Annotated in this window: 21 protein-coding genes; 16 read left to right on the top strand and 5 right to left on the bottom strand. The window is 72.8% G+C overall.

Annotated features, from left to right (window positions below):
- Window positions 1–168 precede the first annotated feature (168 nt).
- The 10 genes from KBY19_RS28685 to KBY19_RS28640 are packed head-to-tail and all read left to right on the top strand — an operon-like array spanning window position 169 to window position 5,699.
- On the top strand, window positions 169–498 hold the full coding sequence (locus KBY19_RS28685; RefSeq protein ID WP_099884076.1) for a gas vesicle protein: 330 nt from the start codon (window positions 169–171) through the stop codon (window positions 496–498).
- Between the two features lie 53 nt (window positions 499–551).
- A complete protein-coding gene (gene gvpJ, locus KBY19_RS28680; protein WP_210967002.1) occupies window positions 552–1,064 on the top strand; it encodes a gas vesicle protein GvpJ in 513 nt (170 codons plus the stop codon).
- Window positions 1,065–1,066: 2 nt separating this feature from the next.
- Window positions 1,067–1,846 carry a GvpL/GvpF family gas vesicle protein gene (locus KBY19_RS28675; RefSeq protein WP_210957356.1) on the top strand — a complete coding sequence of 260 codons (780 nt, stop codon included), beginning with the start codon at window positions 1,067–1,069 and terminating at the stop codon, window positions 1,844–1,846.
- Between the two features lies 1 nt (window position 1,847).
- Window positions 1,848–2,207: a gas vesicle protein GvpG gene (locus KBY19_RS28670; RefSeq protein WP_210967001.1), complete on the top strand. Its 360-nt coding sequence runs from the start codon at window positions 1,848–1,850 to the stop codon at window positions 2,205–2,207.
- Complete coding sequence (locus KBY19_RS28665; RefSeq protein WP_210967000.1) at window positions 2,204–2,839, top strand: hypothetical protein; 636 nt, start codon at window positions 2,204–2,206, stop codon at window positions 2,837–2,839. Before KBY19_RS28670 ends, KBY19_RS28665 begins: the two co-directional genes overlap by 4 nt.
- Before the next feature lie 5 nt (window positions 2,840–2,844).
- Window positions 2,845–3,861, top strand: coding sequence for an SRPBCC family protein (locus tag KBY19_RS28660; RefSeq protein WP_185018106.1), 1,017 nt, complete (start codon window positions 2,845–2,847; stop codon window positions 3,859–3,861).
- Window positions 3,862–3,873: 12 nt separating this feature from the next.
- The gene (locus KBY19_RS28655) at window positions 3,874–4,284 is read left to right on the top strand and encodes a gas vesicle protein (protein WP_099884064.1); all 411 of its coding nucleotides are present in this window, start codon (window positions 3,874–3,876) and stop codon (window positions 4,282–4,284) included.
- A complete protein-coding gene (locus tag KBY19_RS28650; protein ID WP_185018105.1) occupies window positions 4,281–5,171 on the top strand; it encodes a GvpL/GvpF family gas vesicle protein in 891 nt (296 codons plus the stop codon). Before KBY19_RS28655 ends, KBY19_RS28650 begins: the two co-directional genes overlap by 4 nt.
- Window positions 5,158–5,397, top strand: coding sequence for a gas vesicle protein (locus KBY19_RS28645; protein WP_180289756.1), 240 nt, complete (start codon window positions 5,158–5,160; stop codon window positions 5,395–5,397). The genes KBY19_RS28650 and KBY19_RS28645 overlap by 14 nt, the downstream gene beginning before the upstream one ends.
- Window positions 5,394–5,699, top strand: coding sequence for a gas vesicle protein K (locus tag KBY19_RS28640; RefSeq protein WP_099884060.1), 306 nt, complete (start codon window positions 5,394–5,396; stop codon window positions 5,697–5,699). Before KBY19_RS28645 ends, KBY19_RS28640 begins: the two co-directional genes overlap by 4 nt.
- Window positions 5,700–5,924: 225 nt before the next feature.
- Here the strand turns inward: KBY19_RS28640 and KBY19_RS28635 are convergent, their stop codons facing one another.
- Window positions 5,925–6,770: an ANTAR domain-containing protein gene (locus KBY19_RS28635; protein ID WP_210966999.1), complete on the bottom strand. Its 846-nt coding sequence runs from the start codon at window positions 6,768–6,770 to the stop codon at window positions 5,925–5,927.
- Window positions 6,771–7,065: 295 nt separating this feature from the next.
- Between KBY19_RS28635 and KBY19_RS28630 the strand changes: the two genes are divergently transcribed.
- Both KBY19_RS28630 and KBY19_RS28625 read left to right on the top strand, forming a co-directional pair.
- Window positions 7,066–8,031 carry an AraC family transcriptional regulator gene (locus KBY19_RS28630; protein ID WP_185018103.1) on the top strand — a complete coding sequence of 322 codons (966 nt, stop codon included), beginning with the start codon at window positions 7,066–7,068 and terminating at the stop codon, window positions 8,029–8,031.
- An 89-nt stretch (window positions 8,032–8,120) separates the two neighbouring features.
- Entirely contained in the window at window positions 8,121–8,873 is a 753-nt protein-coding gene (locus KBY19_RS28625) for a GNAT family N-acetyltransferase (RefSeq protein WP_185018102.1), read from the top strand.
- Between the two features lie 30 nt (window positions 8,874–8,903).
- Here the strand turns inward: KBY19_RS28625 and KBY19_RS28620 are convergent, their stop codons facing one another.
- Together KBY19_RS28620 and KBY19_RS28615 are read right to left on the bottom strand one after the other, a co-directional pair.
- Window positions 8,904–10,094 (bottom strand): class I SAM-dependent methyltransferase, encoded by a 1,191-nt coding sequence (locus KBY19_RS28620; RefSeq protein ID WP_210966998.1) that lies wholly within the window; start codon window positions 10,092–10,094, stop codon window positions 8,904–8,906.
- Window positions 10,095–10,144: 50 nt separating this feature from the next.
- Window positions 10,145–11,065 carry a DMT family transporter gene (locus tag KBY19_RS28615; protein WP_210966997.1) on the bottom strand — a complete coding sequence of 307 codons (921 nt, stop codon included), beginning with the start codon at window positions 11,063–11,065 and terminating at the stop codon, window positions 10,145–10,147.
- 159 nt (window positions 11,066–11,224) lie between these two features.
- Between KBY19_RS28615 and KBY19_RS28610 the strand changes: the two genes are divergently transcribed.
- Window positions 11,225–11,458, top strand: a complete 234-nt coding sequence (locus tag KBY19_RS28610; protein ID WP_210966996.1) for a hypothetical protein — start codon at window positions 11,225–11,227, stop codon at window positions 11,456–11,458.
- Between the two features lie 39 nt (window positions 11,459–11,497).
- Here the strand turns inward: KBY19_RS28610 and KBY19_RS28605 are convergent, their stop codons facing one another.
- Complete coding sequence (locus KBY19_RS28605; protein ID WP_099884050.1) at window positions 11,498–12,028, bottom strand: NUDIX hydrolase; 531 nt, start codon at window positions 12,026–12,028, stop codon at window positions 11,498–11,500.
- A gap of 85 nt (window positions 12,029–12,113) precedes the next feature.
- A complete protein-coding gene (locus KBY19_RS28600) occupies window positions 12,114–13,469 on the bottom strand; it encodes a transcriptional regulator (RefSeq protein WP_185018099.1) in 1,356 nt (451 codons plus the stop codon).
- A gap of 250 nt (window positions 13,470–13,719) precedes the next feature.
- Between KBY19_RS28600 and KBY19_RS28595 the strand changes: the two genes are divergently transcribed.
- The 3 genes from KBY19_RS28595 (at window position 13,720) to KBY19_RS28585 (ending at window position 17,073) form a co-directional block, all read left to right on the top strand.
- Entirely contained in the window at window positions 13,720–15,435 is a 1,716-nt protein-coding gene (locus KBY19_RS28595) for a hypothetical protein (protein WP_210957349.1), read from the top strand.
- An 83-nt stretch (window positions 15,436–15,518) separates the two neighbouring features.
- On the top strand, window positions 15,519–16,109 hold the full coding sequence (locus tag KBY19_RS28590; RefSeq protein WP_099884046.1) for an N-acetylmuramoyl-L-alanine amidase: 591 nt from the start codon (window positions 15,519–15,521) through the stop codon (window positions 16,107–16,109).
- Between the two features lie 43 nt (window positions 16,110–16,152).
- The gene (locus tag KBY19_RS28585; RefSeq protein ID WP_210966995.1) at window positions 16,153–17,073 is read left to right on the top strand and encodes a 1-aminocyclopropane-1-carboxylate deaminase/D-cysteine desulfhydrase; all 921 of its coding nucleotides are present in this window, start codon (window positions 16,153–16,155) and stop codon (window positions 17,071–17,073) included.
- Window positions 17,074–17,581 lie beyond the last annotated feature (508 nt).

The raw sequence follows: 17,581 nt of genomic DNA, 5'->3' as shown, positions 1-17,581 counted from the left end.
CCCCTCCACCCCCACCCCCGTCCCCCTCCCCGGGCTCCTCATGGCGACGGGGTCGGACATCCGCCGAGGCCGACGGCCGCCCGGCGGCGACCGGCCCCTTTCAGAACCCGCGCCCGAACGGATCAGTCCCGCGTGCGGAAAGTGCGCACATGTAAACAGACTGTATGCATGCCTGAGCAACGTGAACGGCACACGCGGACGGCGACGAAGTCCGCCACTGCCTCGAAACGGTCCGCTTCCCGGACAAAGGGCCCGGAGGAGGCGGCGCGGCGTGCCTGTCGTGGGCTGAGCCGGCTGATCGGCCACCGGGCCGAAGGGGTGTCGGCGGTGCGCCGCGCCGAGGAGGGCTGGCGCGTGCACGTCGACGTGCTGGAAGTGCCGCGCATCCCGGACACCACGAGCCTTCTGGCCACCTACGAGGTGGAGCTCGACGGAAAGGGAGAGCTCACCCAGTACCGCAGGATCCGGCGTTACCGGCGTGGTGCGAGCGACGACTGACGGTTCCGTTCCCGCCCCGAGGTGCCGTCACCGCCCGAGAGGAAGAGCCACCCATGACGACCACCACCTACAACGAGGCCGTGGCGTGCGTGCCGCGCGCCGGGACCCTCTACGACGTCCTCGAACTGATTCTCGATCGCGGCATGGTGATCGATGTCTTCGTCCGGGTGTCGCTCGTCGGTATCGAGATCCTCAAGATCGACGCCCGGATCGTGGTCGCCAGTGTGGACACGTATCTGCGCTTCGCCGAGGTCTGCAACCGGCTCGACCTCAACCAGGACGCGACCAGCAGGACCGTGCCCGAGCTCTTCTCCGGTATGGCGAGCGGTATGACCAGGACCGGCGCGAAGAGGGCCGCCAAGTCGGTCGGCGGCAGGGTCAAGGAAGCCATCGGGGTGGCGGGTGAGGACGAGGACGAGGACGAGCGGACCGAGGAGGAGCGGGACAGGCTGGAGGAGGCCGAGGACAGGCCGCGCAAGCGCCGTACCGCCGAGGCCGCCTCCGGCTCCCGCGGCTCCGGCGGCGGCCGGTCGAGAGGCGACTCCCGTCGCTCCGAGGAGGCGTGAGCATGGACGCCTCCCGGGTGTACGTCTACGGCATCGTCCACGCGGGCCGGGCCCTCCCGCCGGACGCCCGCGGTGTGGGCCGCCCTCCGGCACCGGTCCGGCTGCTGCCGGTGGGTGCGCTCGCGGCGGTGGTCAGCGACGTACCGGACGATCTGCGCGCGCGCCGTCGCGACCTCATGGCACATCAGGACCTGCTCATGCGGCTGGGGGCGGACGCGCCGGTGCTGCCGATGCGGTTCGGCATGGTTGCCGAGGACGCCAGGACGGTGGAGGAGGCCGTCGCGGCGGCCACCGCGGGACATCTGGCCGTCCTCGAACGCCTGCGCGACCGCACAGAGCTGAACCTCAAGGCCACCCCGGCACAGTCCGAGGTCGAGTCCCTGGTCAGGGCCGACGCGGGCGTACGGCGGCTGATGGCACAGGTACGGCGCACCCCCTCCTACGAGGGGAACGTACGGCTCGGCCAGGCGGTCGCCGAGGGGCTGGCCCGTCGCGCGGCGGAGGCCGTGGAGGAGGTGCTTCCCGCACTCACCGCACTCGCCGCCGACTTCGTACGGGGACCCGACGTGCCCGGTTGCGTACTGAACGGCTCGTTCCTGGTACCGAAAGCGGTCAGCGAGCGGTTCCGCGCGGAGGTGGAACGGTTCGCCACCGCGCACGCCGAGCGCGTGGAGCTGCGGCTGACCGGCCCGCTGCCCTGCTACAGCTTCGTGCCCCAGGACGGCGCCGAGCCGGCGCCGCCCGGCCGCCCGGCCGCCGAGCACGCCGTGACGGGGAGCTGACATGGGGCTCTTCAGCGGGGTGCTGCTGCTGCCGTTGGCCCCGGTGCGGGGCGTCGAATGGGTGGCCGACCGACTGCTGGAGGCCGCTGAGCGCGAGCTGTGCGACCCGGCCACGCTCCGGGCCCGCCTCGGCGAACTCAACCGCGCCTACGAGGAGGGAGAGCTCTCCGAGGAGGAGTTCGAGCAGGAGGAGGAGCGCCTGCTCGACCAGTTGGAGCAGAGCGCACCGCTCGCCGGACCGACCGCGATGACCCGCACCCGGGTACGGACCCTGACCGACGAGGAGGCCCGGGACCCCGGGGCAGTCCCTCGCGACTCAGCGACAGACCAGGACAGACCGAGCTCAAGGGACCAGTCATGACTGACAGTTACAAGGCGGCGGTCCTCGCCGCCGTCGCGGGCGGCTACTTCCTCGGCCGTACCAGGAAAGCCAAGCTGGCGCTGACCGTCGGTTCGGTGGTGGCGGGACGACGGCTCGGCCTCGATCCGCAGGAACTGCTGCGCCAGGGCATCCAGAAACTCGCCGAGACACCGCAGTTCGAGGAGCTGACCGACCAGGTCAAGCACCAGCTGGTCGCGGCGGCACGCACCGCGGTCAGCTCCACGGCCAACCGTCGGCTGGAGTCGCTGGCCGACGCGCTCCGCGACCGCAGGGACCGGCTCGGCGGCGAAGGCGGCCAGGACGAGGACCAGGACGAGGACCAGGGCCAGGGCCAGGACCAGGGCCAGGGCCAGGACCAGGACGACGGTCAGAACCGGGGGCGGGACGAGGACGACGAGGGCCGGAACCGGGGCCGGGACGGTGAAGAAGCCGAGAAGGGCGGCGGCGGGCGCAGGTCCTCCTCCGGAGCGGACGCGTCGTCCGGGCGGCGGAAGGAGAAACCGTCGTCCGACCGGCCCCGAAAGAGGGCGTCGTCCGGTGACACGGGCAGGAGGTCGTCCTCCGACGGCTCCCGCGAGAAGTCCGCCGACCGGTCCGAGCGCAGGAGGTAGGCGCCATGGCAGAGGAGCAGAAGAAGACGGGCGACGGTGGCTCACCTCTGGACCGGGTGCGCGAGGAACTGATGGAGTACCTGGGCGCGGTCGGCCGAGAGGCCGTCGGCAAGGCCACCGGCAAACTCACCCATCTCGCCGACCCGAGCAAGTTGCTGCCCGGCGACGGGAAGGGCGGTGGTGACGGTGACGGCGGGGGCATGGCCGGGATGGCGGCCCGCACGCTGCAGGGCGAGAGCCCGGTCAAGGCCGCGGTCAAGGAGAAGGCCAAGAGCGCCAAGAACAAGGTGGCCGACAAGGCCAAGGAAGCGGTCGGCGGGGGCAGCAGCAAGCCGGGGGACCTGAAGGCCATCAACATCGTCGAGCACGTCGACATCGGCCGTCCGCTGCGCACGGTCTACAACCAGTTCACGCAGTACTGGGACTTCGGCAGCTTCATGAACGGCGTCAGCAGCGCGCAGCGGGACGAGGAGGACGAGACCAAGTCCACCTGGAAGGTCCGCGTCTGGCCCTCGACGCGCAGCTGGGACGCCACCGTTGAGGAGCAGATCCCGGACAAGCGGATCGTCTGGACGTCCGAGGGCTCGAAGGGCACCACCAAGGGTGCGGTCAGCTTCCACCGCCTCGATGAGAACCTCACCCGCGTCACGGCGGTCGTCGAGTACTACCCCTCCGGCTTCTTCGAGAAGACCGGCAACATCTGGCGCGCCCAGGGCAGGCGGCTCCGCCTCGACCTCAAGCACTTCCAGCGCTACGTCACGCTCAAGGCCGAGGGCGTGGACGGCTGGCGCGGCGAGATCAGGGACGGGGAGGTCGTGCGCAGCCACGACGACGTGGTGCGCCAGGAGGAGGAAGAGGAGCAGGACCGCCAGGGGCAGGAGCCCGACGAGGACGAGCGGGCCGAGGGCGAGGAGGACGAGGACTTCGACGAGAGGGACGACGAGGACGGCGAGGACGGCGAGGACGACGACGAAGACGACGACGAGGACGAGGACGAGGAGGCCGAGGATGACGCACGGTGAGGCAGGCCGACCGTGACCGAGCGCACCGCCGAGCGGACGATCGCCCACGCCCCCTCGACCCCCTCCGGACCCGCCAACCTCGCGGACATCCTCGAACGGGTACTGGACAAAGGCATTGTGATCGCCGGGGACATCAAGATCGACCTCCTCGACATCGAGCTGCTGACCATCCGCCTCCGCCTGTTCGTCTCCTCGGTCGAGACGGCGAAGAAGGCGGGCATCAACTGGTGGGAGACCGACCCGGCCCTCTCCACCCGGGCCCACCGCGACGCCGTCGACGAGGAGAACCGGCGGCTGCGGGAGCGGATCGCCGAACTGGAGGCGGCCGAGGGTGAGGAACGGCCCAGCCGGCGGGACGCGGGCTGGGACGACAAGCGCCGGAGCCACAGCTGGCACCATGTGAAGGAGGCAGACGGCAGATGACTCGGACGGTGGAGCAATCGGGCCCGCGGCAACCGCTCCGCACGGAGACCTCAGCAGCCCTCGCCACCTATGTCTTCGCCGTCTGCCGTGGCGGCGACCCTGCGGCAGTGGCCGAGCTGTCGGGGCAGGCGCCGGGAGCGCCGGTGCGTCTGCTGAGGTTCGGCTCGCTGGAGGCGGTCGTCCAGGACGTCCCCGCGGCCGAGTTCGGTGCGGAGACCCTGCGGGAGCGGCTGGCCGACCGCGCGGACCTCGAACGCTGCGCCCGCGCCCATCACTCGGTGATCGCCGCCATGGCCGGCAGCGCTCCGACCCTGCCGCTGCCGCTGGCCACCCTGTATCTGGGCGACGAGCGGGCCCGGGTGGCGCTGCGTGCGGACGAGCGCCGCTTCCTCGCCGTGTTGGAGCGCATCACGGGCCGCGTCGAATGGGGCGTCAAGGTGTATGCGCGGCCGGAGGCGAAACAGGGGCCGGACCGATCCGCCGAGGCCCCGGGCGCCCCCGGCTCCGGCGCCGCGGGCTCCGGCACGCGCTCCGGGCGCGCGTATCTGGAGCGGGTGCGCGGCGCACGCCAGGACCGCGAGCGGCGCCAGCAGGCCGGGCTCGCCGCGGCGGAGGCCGTCGACCGGGCACTCCGTGGCATCGCGGTGGCCAGCAGACGGCTGCGCACGCACGAGACGACTCTCACCGGCGAACGCGGCGTCCAACTGCTCAACGCCGCCTACCTGGTGGCCGAGGGGGACGAGCACGACGTGGCCGCGGCGGTGCGGGAAGTCCGGCGCTCCCCCGCCTGCCGCAGCGTCGAGGTGGAGGTCACCGGGCCATGGGTGCCGTACTCCTTCGTGGACGACTCCTTCGTGGACGGGGGTGAGCCCGATGCCCGTGGGTGAACACGTCGGCGAGGTCGTGCCCTGGGAAGGACCGGAGAGCGGGGCGCCGATCGGGGTGCCGCTGGTCGACCTGCTGGACCGGGTGCTGGCCACGGGCGTGGTGGTCAGCGGCGACCTGGTGCTGGCGATTGCGGAGGTGCCGCTGGTGCGGCTCTCCTTGAACGCGCTGCTGTCCTCGGTCAACGAACGCGTCGCCGCTCCCTGGGGAGACGGGGGCCCGCTGTGACAGGTACGGAAGGCGAACCGGCGCGCGGCAGGAACGGCAGGCTGGAGCTGGACCCCGACCGGGTGGGCCGGGATCTGGTCTGTCTCGTCCTCACGGTCGTGGAGCTGCTGCGCCAGCTCATGGAGCGCCAGGCACTGCACCGCTGCGATCAGGGCGATGTGACCGACGAGCAGGAGGAGCGGATCGGCACGACGCTGATGCTGCTGGACGAACGTATGGACGAGCTGTGCGCACAGCACGGTCTCACCAGGGACGATCTGAACCTCGACCTCGGTCCGCTGGGGACGCTGCTGGAGCGCTGAGGAGGCCAACTGCCGCTCATTTGCCCGAAGTCGCGCGGAAAACGGTAGCCGAAGGGGATGATGGAGAACCCCGGCGGCTCTGCCGCGGGGGCACACCATCGGGGGCTTGGACGGCGATTCCCCGCCGGTGTGGGGCCCGCCGCCGCGCCTATCGGCGGCGGGCCCGAGCGGCCCGGGGCGCCTTCGGCCCCCCTCGCGTCCCGGGCCGTGCCGTGCTGGTTCCGCTCACCGGTTCCTGCGGGCCGGCGGTGGGGCCGCCGGACGCTGGAAGGGCGGGTCCAGCAGCTGTGCCTCGACCACTTCGCGGGCCACCTGGTGCAGCGGTCGCTGCCGGGAGCGGGCGTAGGCGCGCAGCGTACGGAAGGCGTCGTCGACGGAGCCGTTCCGGCGCTCCGCGAGGACCCCCTTGGCCTGCTCGATCACCACCCTGCTGCCGAGCGCCCGCTTCAGCTCGGCACCCCGGCGCAGCGCGGTCCGGTGCGCCAGGCCCAGCGCACATGCCCTGGCCAGTGCGGTCAGTGCGGCAGTGGCGGCCGGGCCGAGGGGCGTCTCCTCGTCGAGGTGGACGACGAGCACGCCCGCGCCGTGGTCCGACCGGATGTCCGGCAGCGCAACGGTGTGCACGGCGCACACGCCCGCCTCCAGCGCGGCCGGGGCGTACCGGGGCCATCTGGCGGCGGCGCCGTTCAGCGGCAGGGTGGACAGGGCGGTGCCGGTGCGCAGGGTGTCGGTCGCCGGGCCCTCGCGCTGCTCGTGCTCCACATGCCGCAGCCGCGCCGCGAGGGCGCCGCTGTACCCGTGGCGCACCGGGTCGGCCTCCGACGGGGCACCGAGGAGCGCCGCGGTCTCGCAGGCACGGCCTTCCCGGGCGAGGCGGTGGCGGGCGTGGACGGCCAGCGCGGTCAGCTTCGCGTGGCTGCCGTCCGCCTCACCGGCGCCGGGCCGGGCGTCGTCAGGCGCGGCGCCGTCAGCGGCGCCGTCGGCGAGCTCCAACAGCGCACCGGCGAACTCGGCTTCGCGTGCGTCCGCCTCCGAAGGTGCGGCCGCCGCGCGGGAGCTGGGCACAGACATGTTCACTCCGGTCCTGTTCTGCTCCGTAAGTGCCCCGCCGTGTTCCGCTCCGTGACCGCCCTGTCGAATCCGTCAAGTCGGGGCCCTCCCGTACGGTTCGGGAGGAAGGGCGCGCGGCAGGCAGGGGCCAGAACAGCGCGCGGCTCGTGCACGGCGCAAGCGGTGCTCGACCACCGTGTCGTTTTCCGGTCACCCGCTTCGCGACGGGGGCTGTGCCGGAGCGCCGCGCGGGCCTAGCATCTCCCACGGAGAAGGGAAGGACCGGCCCACGTCCCACATGAGGAGGTACGGGGCCATGGAGGACCCTGTACGCCGCATCCGGATGCGGACCTCGGACCCGCGGGAGGCCGAGGAGTTCCTGCGGCAGACGTACACCGAGCACACCTCGCAACTCTTCGGCGATCAGGACCGGTTCAGGTTCGACGCCGCGCTCACCCAGGCGGGCGCGATCGGCGTGGAGCGCCTCGCGCACTCGATGCGGGTACGGGCCGAGGCCGAACCGCATCACTGCGTCTATGTGGTGCAGGTGCTCGGCGGCACCCTGGAGGTCAGCGCCGGGCGGAACGAACTGCGTTCGGGCCCCGGTGACCTGCATCTGTGCGACCCGTACGCGCCGACGCTGGTGCACTGGGACAACGTACGGCTGGGCGTCGTGCGGATCGGGCTGCGCGAAGTGGAGCAGGTCGCCGCGGAGCTGGCCGGCACGGACGAGGCGACGGCACGCTTCTCCTTCGCGCGCCCCCTGTCGCCGGAGCGGGCACGCTACTGGCAGTCCGTGGTGCGCCACGTCAGCCACGATGTGCTGGGCAACCCGCAGGCGGCGGGCAGCCCGCTGATCCTGGACGAGGCGGCGCGTCTGCTGGCCACGGCGGCGCTGGCGACCTTTCCGCACGATTCCGCGGAGCGGTCCCGGCTGCCGTCGCCCGGCTGGCTGGCCCCCGCCGCGCTGCGCCGGGCCATGGCCTACATCGACGCCAACGCGGCGCGACCGCTCACCCTGCGGGACATGGCGGCAGCCGCCCGCACCAGTCCGCGCGCGCTGCAGCACGCCTTCGCGCGGCACTGCGGGACCACGCCGACCGCCTATCTGCGCCGGGTCCGGCTGGAGGGGGCGCACCGGGATCTGCAGGCGGCCGACCCGTCGTCGCAGGCGACCGTCGCCGCGGTGGCCGCGCGCTGGGGGTTCGCCAAGCCGGGCCGGTTCGCGAGTCAGTACCGGACGCGGTACGGGGTCTCCCCCAGCCACACGCTCCGCGGCTGAACGCAGCGGCGGTCGGGCTCCCCACGCCTCGGCCCGGTACGCCCCAAAAGCCATGGCCCCGCATTGCCGCCTGTGACAAAGTCCCGGCCGTGACCCACGACAGCATCCGCATCACCCCGCTCGCCGAGCGCCCCGAACTGACCGGCCGGCTCTACGACATCGCCGAGGACTGGCCCGCCTTCATCGCGCACGACCAGGTCGCCGCTGCCCTGCTCCAGCGGGTCCCGGAGGACTTCCCGCACCACTGCGTCGTCGCCACCGACGGCGACCGCGTCGTCGCGCGCGGGTTCAGCGTCCCCTTCAACGCCCGTCCGGACGGCCGTGAGGAGGCGCCCGACCAGGGCTGGGACCGGGTGCTGGGATGGGCGTACACCGATCGGCGGCTCGGTCACCCGGCCACGGTCGCGAGCGCGCTGGAGATCACCGTCGACCGCGCCCACCTGGGCCGCGGGCTCTCGTACCGGATGCTGGAGGCCCTGTACGCGGCGGCACGCGAGCAGGGGCACCGGACCCTGCTGGCCCCGGTACGCCCGACGGCCAAGCATCTGCGGCCGGACATGCCGATGGCGGACTACATCCGCGAGCAGCGCGCCGACGGGTTGCCGACCGACCCGTGGCTGCGCGTACACGTGCGGGCGGGCGGCACCGTGGAGAAGGTCGCGCCCGCCTCCATGACCGTGAGCGCCTCCCTCGCCCGGTGGCGGGAGTGGACCGGGCTGCCGTTCGACACCGCCGGTCCTGTGGTGGTGCCCGGCGCGCTGGTGCCGGTGCAGTGCGATCCGGCGCACGGGTACGCGGTGTACACCGAGCCGAACGTGTGGGTACGGCACCGGCTGGGATGACGGGCCGGGCGTAGCCGGTCCCGGCTCCGTTCAGTCCGCCGCCCGGCGCAGCCGCCACAGCCATGTCGTCTCGGCCGCTCTGGCCGCGTGCAGGGGCGCTTCCGGGTCACTGGCCCGGCCGTGCCGGGGCCGGGCGTCGAGCCGGTCGACGGCCCGGAGACCGGCGTCCGCGATCCACTCCAGCAGCTGCTCGCGCGGGCGCAGCCCCAGGTGCTCGGCGAGGTCGGAGAGGATCAGCCAGCCCTCTCCGCCCGGTGCGAGCCGTTCGGCGAGCCCGCCGAGGAACCCGCGCAGCATGCGGCTGTCCGGGTCGTACACCGCCTGTTCCAGCACGGAGGTCGGTTTGGCGGGCAGCCACGGCGGGTTGCAGACGGCGAGATCGGCCTGCCCGTCTGCCTCGGGTGGGAACAGGTCGGCCCGGACGACCTCCACCGCGCGGGCCACGCCGAGCCGTGTCACGTTCTCCCGCGCGCAGGCCAGCGCGCGCTCGCCCACATCGGTCGCGACCACCCGGCCCACGCCCCGCCGGGCCAGGACCGCAGCGAGGACGCCGGTGCCGGTACCGATGTCGAAGGCGACGATTCCACCCGCCTCCTGGCGGGGCAGCGGTGCCTGTGCCACCAGGTCGACGTACTCGCCGCGCACCGGTGAGAAGACGCCGTGGTACGGGTGGATCCGCTCGCCGCCCAGCGCGTCGACGACCACCCCTTTACGGCGCCACTCGTAGGCACCCAGCACGCCCTGCAGCTCGCGCAGGGAGACCAGCTCCAGGTCACCGACAGCGCCGTCGGCGGTGCCGTACGCCGCCGCACAGGCCGGGCCCACATCGGGTGCGCGGCGCAACGGCACGGCGTACGAGCCGCCGGGCGCGATCTCCAGCGGGACCAGCAGCATGCCCAGGACCCGGGCACGGCGGGAGCGTGCCTGCCGGTAGAGGTGGAAGCTCTCGCGAGGCGTGGCACCCTGCTTGGGCGGCTTGCGGTCCACCCGGCGGCCGAGGGCCGCCAGCAGTTGCCGGGCGCCGTGGTAGTCGCCGCGCCACAGCAGTGCGGTTCCCTCGCAGACGAGCTTGTAGGCGATGTCCGCGGCCATCCGGTCGTCGGCGACGGCGATCCGCCGCGGCGCCCGCGCCCCGCTCTCGGACCGCCATACGGCAGTACGCCGCCGACCGCCCTCTTCCCAGCTGACGGTCCCGGCCCCGGCCTCCGACTGTGCGCTCACCGCACAACCGTAACCGCGCGCGACGACACCCCCGTCCGCGCTGCCCGGCCCTATCCGCGCGAGGTGCGTACGGCCCCCATGCTGGCCGCCACCACCAGCGCGATGGCCAGCAACTGCGCCGGGCCCAGGTGCTGGCCCAGCACCAGGAAGCCCGCGGTCGTCGCGGCGACCGGCATCAGGCTCATCAGCACCGCGAAGGTCGCCGCCGGCAACCTGCGCAGGGCGAGCATCTCCAGGGTGTAGGGCAGCCCGGAGGAGAGCACCGCCACCGCGGCGCCGAGCCCCAGCGTGACCGGGTCCAGCAGCGCCGTTCCCGCGCTGATCACCCCCAGGGGGGCGCTCACCAGCGCGCCGATGCCCATGGCGAGCGCCAGCCCGTCGACCTTGGGGAAGCGCGCTCCGGTACGCGCGTTGAACAGGATGTAGGCCACCCACATCGCCCCCGCCGCCAGCGCGAAGGCCACACCGCCGACGTTGAGCCGGCCGAAGTCGCCGGCCGCCAGCAGATGGACACCGACCGCCGCCAGCGCCGCCCAGGCCAGGCTGATCAGGCGCCGCGAGGCGATGACGGACAGCGCGAGCGGGCCGAGGAGTTCGAGGGTGACGGCGGCGCCCAGCGGAATGCGGTCGATGGCCTGGTAGAAGAGGCTGTTCATGGTGCCGAGGGCCACCCCGAGCCCGGCGACCGCCAGCCAGTCCGCACGCGTGTAGCCGCGCAGCCGGGGCCTGAAGAGGGCCAGCAGCAGCACCGCGGAGAAGATCAGCCGCAGCGCCACCACGCCCAGCGCTCCGGCACGGGGGAAGAGCAGCGCGGCCACGGCGGAGCCGAACTGCAGCGAGAAGGCGCTGCCCAGTACCAGCCCGACCGCGCCCAGCCGGGCCCGCGGAGCGCCGGCTGCGGACGCGTCGGTACCGGCTGTGCTCCCCGAGGCGGGGGCGGCGGGTTCGGCAGCGCGGTCGGCGGCGGTCATGCACGACACGCTAAAGGTCCTCGGTCGATTGCGTGAAATGGGCTGACCAGCCTCTTCTCCACCGCCGTGAACCGCGGGGAACCGACTGATCACGGCATACGTTGAGCAGGTACCGGAGCCGATCCGGCCGGTACAGCCGCACACGACGGAGGCAGGACCATGGCAGGCTTTCTCGACCGCGCCAAGGAGCAGGCTCAGCGGGGCCTCGCGCAGGGCAAGGGGAAGATGGAGGAGGTCCAGGCCCAACGCGCCGGCAACGACCTGCTGCGTCGTCTCGGCGCCGCCTACTACGCGGAGCAGAACGGCACGGGCTCGGCCCAGGAGGTGCAGCGGGCCCTCGCCGCCGTCCAGGAGCACGTGGCCCAGAACGGCGACGGCTTCCTCAAGAGCTGACCCGGCCCGTCACAGGGCTGACGGGCCACCGGGTCCGGCTCACCCGAAGCGGACGCGGTGCAGCATCAGCAGCGCCGCCGCCATGTTCGCCGCGGGGACCTCCCCCGCGGCGATGAGGTCGGGCACCTCCTTGAGCGGGACCCACTCGCGCTTCTCGGATTCGAAGTCGTCCTCGGGCGGCCCCACGTACTCGGCGCTCGGTGACCAGTAGATGTGGTGCCGCGCGTCGGTCAGTCCGTTGGACGGCTCGACGGTCATCAGGTGGCGCAGCGGTCCGGGGCGCCAGCCCGTCTCCTCCACCATCTCCCGGGCGGCGGCCTCGACGAGGTCCTCGCCCTCCTCGACGACGCCCGCCGCCAGTTCCCACCCCCAGCTGTCCGTGATGAAGCGGTGCCGCCACAGCAGCAGCACCTCGTTGCGCTCGTTGACCGCGGTCGCCACGGCGACGGGCCGCAGCCGGATCAGATAGTGATCCAGATGCCGCCCGTCCGGCAGCTCCACGTCCGCCAGGTTCACCCGAAGCCACTGGTTCTCGTACACAGTGTGTTCACCCAGGTTCTTCCATCGCACGTATGTGCCCCCTTCCCGACGGAGGTTGGGCACATCCCAGCATGTCGTGCGCTCCCACTGACAGAGGCACTCCGCGCGCCCCGGCTCAGAACGGAACGCTCAGCGAGTCCTCGATGAGCTTCGCCGCCTTGGCCGCTGAAGTCCCGGGGTGCTGCTCCAGCCGCTTCCTGACCCTGCGCATGCGCCCGCGCAACCGCTGCGACTCGATGCCCTGCGCGGTGTCCACCATCTCCGCCGCGGTGACAGCCGCGCGCTCCGGTTCCCCGGCGTGCAGCGCCACGTCGGTGAGGGTGGCGAGCCGGTTGACGCGGCCGCGGACGTGCGCGGGCGCACGCGCCGCCTCCTGCGCGTACCTGGCTGCGGCGGACAGCTCTCCCAGGAGGATCAGCGCCTCGGCCAACCGCACCTCGACCAGGCCCGGTTGGACGTAGCTGGTCTCCTCCGGCTCCTCCTCGGGACGGATGCGCTCGGAGTACGCCTCGGCACGGCGCATGCAGTCGTACGCGTTGGCCCGGTCGCCCAGCCGCGCGTACGCGCCGGCCTGCATCGCGTACACATCCGTGGCGAGCGCGGGACTGATGTGCGCCCCGGTGGTACGCAGCACGGCCTGGGCGCAGGCCAGGGCGTGGCGGCAGTCGCCGAGGAACAGCGCCTGATTGACCAGGAGGGCGACCACATAGCCGCCGAAGAGCAGGTCGCCGGAGGCCTTGCCCAGCCGCAGCGCCTGGTGGAAATAGCGCTGGGCCAGCCCTTGCGCGTCGGCGTCGTAGGCGCAGATGCCGCTGATGGCCGCCAGCGAACCGGCGGCGCGGCACAGTTCGCGGCCCGTGGTGTCGTTGTAGCTGCCGCGCAGCAGGGGGGCGACCTCCCCGTTGAGGAAGCCGACGACCCGGGCGCGGGTGGCGACCCCGCCCGCGTTGCGGTACAGGTGCTCGTAGTGGCCGCGCGCGGAGTGCAGCACGCCGACGTCGGCGCCGGTGACCTCGGGGCCGCCGGCGTGCGAGACGTCCCGGTCCTCGGGCGGGTTCTCCCACTCCCACACCGGTGCGACAGCGGCGGCACCGGTCAGCAGGGAGGGTCCTGGCCAGTCGCTGTGCACCTGGTCGGAGCGCCACAGCGAGGCGGCGCGCTCCATGAACCGGCCCAGGCCCGCCTCCGCGCTGCCGAGGGGGGCACCGAGGGGCCGCCCGGCCGCCGTGACATCCATGCCGATATCACTGAGGGTGAGGGTCCTGCCGAGTTGGCGGCCGAGGACCTCACAGATCAACTCGGGGACCCTGCCGCGCGGCCGCTGTCCCTTCAGCCAGCGCGCCACAGCCGTGTGATCGTAACGCAGGGTTATTCCTGCGTGGCTTCCTAATCGATTGACTCTCGTCGCGAGACCAGCGCGGGACATCCCTGCCTGGTCAAGGAGCGCGTCCAGTTGGCTGTTGGGCTCCATGCCGCCCTCCGTCGGGTCCAACGTCTTGTTTCGCAGAGTAACGGACCTGCATTCACACGGGGTGTGAAAGCACCACGCAGTCGTGCGCCCGGCACATGCTCCCGAAGCCGCGAGCGATGCGCTTACCTGAAACCGTCCGCGTGCATGACAGCACATTCAGCACACGGAGAGCTACGGAAAGACATCACTCGATTCCGGAAGTGAGGCAGAACGGTGAACGATCCCATCAGGTTCGAGCTCGGGAACGCCCATGCGTCCCGCTGACCCCGCACGTGCCACGGCGTACCCGAACGCCCGGTCCCGCAGCCGCACCCCCAACCGCGCGCTGCGCGCCCTGCTGGAGGAGACCGAGTGGACGCAGGCGGCGTTCGCGCGCGCCCTGGCTCGTCTCGGCGCCGAGGTGGGCATCCACCTTCGGTACGACAGAACTTCAGTCGCCCACTGGCTGCGCGGCAGCCGCCCCGACCCCCGGGTGCAGCACCTCATGGCGGAGGCGCTCTCGCGCCGCCTCGGCCGCCGGATCACGGTGGCGGACCTGGGGATGAACGGCGCGCGGGGCGGACACCCGGGGGCGACGACGCGCCGCCGCGGCTCGGGGTCCCCCCGGACGGGGGCGGGCGGAGGCGACGACGACGCCTCCGATACGGGCGGGGAAGGGCGCCGCCCCGGCGCGGCGCCCGCGGACCCGGAACGCCGAGCCCCCCTGCGGCCCGCCACGGGCACCGGCGAGCCCCACGCCCCGGCCGGCCCGGAGGCGGAGGCCGGTGCCCGGGAGCACCCGGTGGACAGTGCGCTGTTCGGGCTCGGCAGACCGTCCCACCCCGCCGACCAACTCACCGCGCTCACCGCTCCGGTGGTCCCGCCGCCCCGTGCGGACGCCCCTCCCCCGGCGCCGTACACCCTGCGGCTGCTGGCCGAGACGGTGAGCCACCCCGAGGACGGGCCCGGGGACCGGCGGGAGGGCGCACCCACTCCGGCCCCGCTACCCGGCGCGCGCAACACCTGTACGGCACGCGGCTCGCGCCCCCTCAGCAGTCCGGGGCCGGGCGAGGTGGCCTCCCTCCACGAGCACGCCAGGTTCTTCACGCTCCAGGCGGACCGGTACGGCGGCGGCCACATCCGTACCTCGCTCGCCGCCTACCTCTCCGGGCTGGTCCGCACCCTGCGCTGCGGGGAGGAGGGCGTGCACCACCGGGGGATGCAGGCGGGCGCCGCACGGCTCAGCTATCTGCTGGCCCGGGTCTACGCCGACGAACACCGGCACGGCCTCGCCCAGCGCGCCTTCCTCACCGCCGCCGAACTCGCCGAGGAGGCCGCCGACCCGGAGGGCGTGGCGCTGGCCCGCCGCGCCCTCAGCTCACAGGCGCACCAGTTGGGGCACCCCCGGGCGAGCCTCGCGCTCGCCGAGGCGGCCTTGGCGGCGGCACCGGCCGACACCGACCCCTCGGCCCGCGCGTTCCTGTACGCGGGGCTGGCCGTCGCCGACGCGGCGTGCGGCGACGGGGACCGGGCGCTGGACGCGCTGGGCCGCGCCGAGCGCCAACTGGCCCGCGCCCCTGTCGATCTGACGACCGGCCCCGAGAGCCCGAGCGGCGAGCCGGTCGGCACCTACCAGAACGCGGCGCTGCTCTACCAGTCCAGCCAGGTGCGGGCCGCACTGGGCGACCGCGAGGGCGCCATCCACGACCTGCGCGCCTCGTTGCACTCGCGCCCCACCGGCGAGCGCCGCACGCGCGCCCTGTGCCAGGCGGAGCTGGCCGAACTGCTGCTGGCCTGCGGGCGGCTGGAGGAGGCCTGCGCCGTCTGGAGCGGCTTCCTGGAGGTTTCGGCACAGGTGCGCTCGGGCCGGGTACTGGCCGCCCGCGCCCGGATACCCGGGCTGCTGCGCCCCTACGCGCGCGACCGGCGGGTGCGTTCACTCCTCGTACAGGCGAACCCTCCGACGGGTCCGGGGGACGGCGGCTAGAAGCAGCATGGGAACGGGTATGAGGTGGGGACACACTCCGGCAGCGGCAGCGAGGACCGGACACCCAGCAGACGGGGGCGAGCATGGCCACACCCATCACCGCGACCGCGTTCGTCCAAGCGCTCAAGAAGGAGGGCGTACAGGTCGAGGAGGTCCGTGACTGGCGCAACCACAACCGCAATCAGCAGGGGCCGTGGGGGCCGGTGCACGGCATCATGATCCACCACACGGTCACCAGCGGCTCGGCCGAAACGGTCGATCTGATCTACGACGGCCGTCCGGAGCTGCCCGGTCCGCTCTCGCACGGCTGCGTCACCAAGGACGGGACCGTTCATCTGACGGGCCACGGCCGGGCCAACCACGCGGGCTCCGGCGATGACGACGTACTGCGCGCCGTCATCGCCGAGCGCGCCCTGCCCGAGCCGAACCAGCGGAACACCGACGGCAACCGGTATTTCTACGGCTTCGAGTGCGAGAACCTCGGAGACGGCAAGGACCCGTGGCCCGACGAGCAGCTGGACGCGATCGAGCGCGCCGCGGCGGCCCTGTGCCGACACCACGGATGGGGGGCCCGCTCGGTGATCGGCCATCTGGAGTGGACGGATCAGAAGAGCGATCCGCGCGGCTTCACCATGGACGCCATGCGCGAGCGGATCGCCGAGCGCCTGAAGTGAGGGCCCGGGCGGCGCCCCGTGGACCGGTGACCACAATGGAAGGGTGCCGCCCCAGCCCGACCCCCTCGCCCCGCTCGCCGCGCGTCTTCCCTCCCCGCTGCAGGAGGTCGACGACGAGCGGTTCGCCCGTCGGGGGCTGCGGCTCCTCCTCAAGCGCGACGACCTCATACACCCCGCACTCCCCGGTAACAAGTGGCGGAAACTCGCCCCTAACCTGCGGTCGGTGGCCGAGACCAGCCACCGCCGGCTGCTGACCTTCGGCGGGGCCTACTCCAACCACCTTCGGGCCACCGCGGCGGCGGGCCGGCTGCTCGGGCTGCGCACGATCGGGGTGGTGCGCGGGGACGAGCTCGCCGACCGCCCGCTGAACCCGTCCCTGGCCCGCTGCGCCCGGGACGGCATGGTGCTGCACTTCGTCTCGCGCGCCGACTACCGCCGTCGCGCCGATCCGGCGTTCCACGAAGCGCTGCGCGCCCGCTTCGGCGCGTGCGCCGTCGTCCCCGAGGGGGGCAGCAACGCGGCCGCCGTACGCGGGTGCGCCGCGCTGGGCGAGGAGCTGCGCGGGCGTACCGATGTGGCGGCCGTCGCCTGTGGCACCGGCGGCACCCTCGCCGGTATGGCGGCGGGTCTTTCCGCAGGTCAGCGCGGTCTGGGTGTGCCCGTACTGAAGGGCGGTTTCCTCGCGGGCGAGGTCGCGCGGCTGCAGCGGGCGACCTTCGGCGGGCCACGCGGCGACTGGTGGCTGGAGGAGGGCTTCCACGGCGGCGGCTACGCCAAGGTGAGTGCGGAGCTGTCCCGGTTCGCGCTGGACTTCGCCGAGCGCCACGGTCTGCCCCGGCTGGACGAGATCTATGTGGCCAAGCTTTTGTTCGCCCTCACACAGCTCGCGGCCGCGGGCGCCTTCCCGAGCGGCAGCACGGTGACGGCGGTCGTGACGGGGCGGCACCACCCCACAGAGCGGTAACCCAGAGTGAGAAAATTCGTCACGCTCCGCACCCGTCAATGCACCGCATCTTCCAACATGTTGACTCTCAGTAGTCACCCCTCGCACCCCTCAGACAACTTCGGTCCATCCCGGGTCGCCCACAGGGGCGGGTTTCGGCCCTTGTCGGAGGGTGTGCCGCAGGGGGCTATGAACGCATCAGGTGACGGGTATTGACATGACAGGCCCTTCCAGCGACACCCGGGCACCCGGCGATACGGGTACACAGGGTGGCCGCCGGAGTCCTGGGAACCGCCCGGGAAAGCGGCCCCCGGTAGCCCCATAAGACCAACACAGCGTAATCGCGGTGGATTTGGGGCCTCCAACCCCTAGCCACAGACAGTGCCCATATGTTTACTATGGGTGACGTTCGCGAATGAGGCGGCAGTGATCGGTGCGTGCGGCATCGTGACACGGATCGCGATAGCGTCACTGACGAAACGAACCAACAGCCGCTTCGGCCCGCGAGGCCCAACCGGCTCGTGCCACC

The organism is Streptomyces sp. B15, from assembly GCF_018070605.1.
Lineage (GTDB): Bacteria > Actinomycetota > Actinomycetes > Streptomycetales > Streptomycetaceae > Streptomyces > Streptomyces smyrnaeus.
The sequence above is the reverse complement of the archived record's forward strand: the minus strand, read 5'-3'. Positions and strand labels throughout refer to the sequence as shown.